General features: G+C 37.8%; 5 protein-coding genes. All 5 read left to right on the top strand.

All coding sequences use genetic code 11. The annotated features are described in order from the left end of the window. The first annotated feature begins 798 nt into the window (after nt 1–798). On the top strand, nt 799–1,089 hold the full coding sequence (locus IM479_RS06670) for a hypothetical protein (protein ID WP_287686118.1): 291 nt from the start codon (nt 799–801) through the stop codon (nt 1,087–1,089). Then, a complete protein-coding gene (locus tag IM479_RS06675; RefSeq protein ID WP_287686119.1) occupies nt 1,052–1,309 on the top strand; it encodes a hypothetical protein in 258 nt (85 codons plus the stop codon). Before IM479_RS06670 ends, IM479_RS06675 begins: the two co-directional genes overlap by 38 nt. Then, nucleotides 1,302–1,532: a hypothetical protein gene (locus tag IM479_RS06680; RefSeq protein WP_287686120.1), complete on the top strand. Its 231-nt coding sequence runs from the start codon at nt 1,302–1,304 to the stop codon at nt 1,530–1,532. The genes IM479_RS06675 and IM479_RS06680 overlap by 8 nt, the downstream gene beginning before the upstream one ends. A gap of 61 nt (nt 1,533–1,593) precedes the next feature. Continuing rightward, nucleotides 1,594–1,890: a hypothetical protein gene (locus IM479_RS06685; protein WP_287686121.1), complete on the top strand. Its 297-nt coding sequence runs from the start codon at nt 1,594–1,596 to the stop codon at nt 1,888–1,890. Between the two features lie 299 nt (nt 1,891–2,189). Beyond that, nucleotides 2,190–3,152, top strand: a 963-nt coding sequence (locus IM479_RS06690) for an IS110 family transposase (protein ID WP_287686122.1), incomplete at its 3' end; no start/stop codon positions are given.

Below are 3,152 nucleotides of genomic sequence, written 5' to 3' on the forward strand. Positions count from 1 at the left end.
TTAAGGCAAGCCGTTGATAAAATCTATCAAGTTGTTGATACTATCTATTTGCCTTCTGGCTAATAGCAATAGTCTTTTTTCTTAGACATAAGTTTTCTTAATTAGTTTCTCTAAGTATTTTGTATCAGATGTTACTAAATACTCTGGTTATTCAAACTTTTCCATCTACTGACTGTACCACCGGATGAACCTGATGACCAGGATGATGACGATACCATTCCCCTCGATTTACCAGAAGATTTACCCAATTTTGCCAAGCGTTACCGCGCCAATTTCCGTTATCAGGATGATTATTACTCTCCTAAAGTTAACTCTTATCTTTTCGACAATGGCAAGTTAGTCCCTTTTTGATAGGGTTATTCTATTTTCTGCTACTCCCTAAAAATTAGCCAATTATTCCGATGAACCAAAAACCAATTTTTGCGCGGCTAGAATTTTACAACTTTCTCGCCCACTATTTTTCGATCATCAACAGACTGTTAAACTTTTGTTCTCAGAATTTAAGTTACGCCAGCGACCTCGCGAATGCGGCTTTATTCTCCATCCCTATCTCGGACGGGGTGGATAATCTAAAATCGCATCGAGAACAAATATCTAAAATGCAAAAGCAGATAAAAGACTACAAAAGAGAAGTCGATGATCTCTCAAACAGGATTAAGCAGTGTATCTCTTACTGCAAGGAAAAAGAAAATGAATCAATTATCACAATTAATTCAAGAAACTAGGGTTTCTTTCCTAAGCCAATTATGGCAAGTTAGTTAATGTTGATGATTTGGTTCCTTATTGACGGGTGTAGCAATGACAGTATTATTATCACCAAAAGGCACTTTTCCCGCGAAAATAATTGATATTATTAGTCCCTATCAGTTAGTCATGAACCGGGGAAAACAGAACAACATTCAAGTAGGATGGCGGGTGTTGGTGTACGAACCAACCACAGAAGAAATTCAAGGTCGATGGGAATCTCTAGAAATTCTCAAGGGGAGGGGACGGGTTATCAGCGTAGAGGAAAATGAAGCTACGATTAAGCTCGATTGCATAAGGATATTTAATGATACCAAAATCGGGGACTTGGTTAAACCAATTTAGCAATTTTATCATGAGTAATCAACTTAAGGAAACAATAGCCGATTATGGTATCGAGAATAGTTTAGATACCATGATTGATTTAATCGAGTTTGGAGGCTTAAACGAGTTACATAAAGCAGCAATATTAGCCTATTTAAGACAAGCTAAACTTTACGTTATCGTTTTAGACGGACAGCAAAAAATCATTGAATTTACTACAGTTGAGGTGGCACATGGCTAATTTTTATTATGGGCGGGATAAAGAAAAACCCTACTGGCTTAATTTAAATCATGTTTCTCATATTAAGCCAGAAAAAGACAGATTAATTTTAAAAATGTTAGATGGAACTGTAGTCGTGCTTGACAAGGAAGACTATGAGGATTTTAAAGAAATTCTCGTAGCAGAGACAGTTAACTGGGGTAGTTTGTTTGATTCCCCCCCCTTTGATTGGGACTTACCATAAGTCCCAATCAACTGATAACGAAAACCATGAAGATGTTCCCACCAACAGGAGGCAGTAGAAGATGAACTTTAACTTTTCTTTTTGTTGCTTTTATGTAACCGTTTCTTTTGATTGTCTTTTTCACTGGGTCCCTTCTAAACAAGGTCCTCTAGAAGATGTTATTGCTTTTTTAAATGGTGGATACAGAAGCGGGACTGATGGGTATCACTTCATCAGTGAGCAAGGATTCCTTCATTTTGCCTTCCTGACTAATCAGCTTGATGTAATTTATCAGAAGGGTTATTACTCTCCTAAAGTTAAGTCTTATGTTTTCGACAATGGCAAGTTTGTTAATATTGATGATTTGATTCCTTTTTGATTAATGAGCTTGATATTCATCAAGCTCGATGGCAATATCACGCGGATTGGTTTCACTTTGTTATCGGATATTAATCGCATCCTACCCGCGATAGCGGGGGGAATGGGGTTAGGGTCCAAACCTAATCCTAGTCCGAGAGTGCCTTTTAAACCGATTTCAAGCTAACGCTTGCACTTCTATCGTAAGGCTTCGAGGACTTTTAAGAATTGTGCCTTTTAAAGTGAGATAGGGCTAAAAATCCCTACGGGAGTATCGTAAGGCTAATTCTTTTTAAAATCAATTCACTCCCATTATAACCGATGAAAATATTAGGAATAGACGTTAGCCGTAATTGGGCTATCGTGGTTTTGTTGTGTGAATTTCCGCCGGTTTCGCCTTTGCAATTCTCGAAAAGTATTAAGGAACCGTCCAAAGGATATGCTCGACTTAAGGGAAATATTCAACTTAACGAGATAGCTTACAAGTTAGAATGCAATGCCGAAGCGATCGAGATTATTAAATCTCTAGAAGCTGATGCGATTGTTTTAGAGCCTACTGGGTACTGGTACGCTAGTTTTTGGGTTAATTGTGCTAAAAAGTTAGGGGTAGATATTTACTGGATTTCTCATCAGCAAACTAAGATAAATCGTCAGCACTATTTTAAGACTAAAAACAAAGATGACTATCTAGACGCTTTAACTATTGCCTTAACTTATTTTGACAAATCGGGACTAGATGATCTGGGTAATCCTCCGATTTTAAACAACTATGACTATGACTCGATCGATTTATTACGCCGGACATTTCACGAGAGAGAGCAACTCGTTAAAAACAAAAATTCTTTGATTAATCAGCTTAGACAACGGTTATGCTGCGAGTTTCCCGAAATCTCTCAAAGAGACTTTGATTATATCGGAATTAGCGGCTGTAACCCGACTTTAGGACATATTGGGGGATTAGCGGGAAACCCGCGCATTAAGACCACGGCGGGGACTGGAATTAGTGAATATAGTCAGTTATTAGCTAAGGATATTGTTACCTATCAGGATAGAATCGCCGTTAAGGAGCTAAACTTAAGAGAAATTCTGGAATTAGAGCAGTTTAAGGATTATTGTCGAGTATTTGAGCAGTTTCTTTTCGGTACGGTTACTCAAAGTTTACTGCTTTTGCACTGCTATCCTATCGAAAGATTTCTGGTCAACGGTAAACCTTATTTTAGAGGTGATCACGATATTAGTTTGAGAAAGTTTCAGGCTTATCTAGGCTTAGGGTATTCCTATCAA

The organism is Microcystis sp. M165S2, assembly GCF_020245885.1.
In the GTDB taxonomy this organism is placed as follows: domain Bacteria; phylum Cyanobacteriota; class Cyanobacteriia; order Cyanobacteriales; family Microcystaceae; genus Microcystis.

What these genes read in the sequence shown, in the direction of transcription:
- IM479_RS06670 (WP_287686118.1), top strand. Translation starts at nt 799, where the DNA reads ATGACAGTATTATTATCACCAAAAGGCACTTTTCCCGCGAAAATAATT.
- IM479_RS06675 (WP_287686119.1), top strand. Translation starts at nt 1,052, where the DNA reads ATGATACCAAAATCGGGGACTTGGTTAAACCAATTTAGCAATTTTATC.
- IM479_RS06680 (WP_287686120.1), top strand. Translation starts at nt 1,302, where the DNA reads ATGGCTAATTTTTATTATGGGCGGGATAAAGAAAAACCCTACTGGCTT.
- IM479_RS06685 (WP_287686121.1), top strand. Translation starts at nt 1,594, where the DNA reads ATGAACTTTAACTTTTCTTTTTGTTGCTTTTATGTAACCGTTTCTTTT.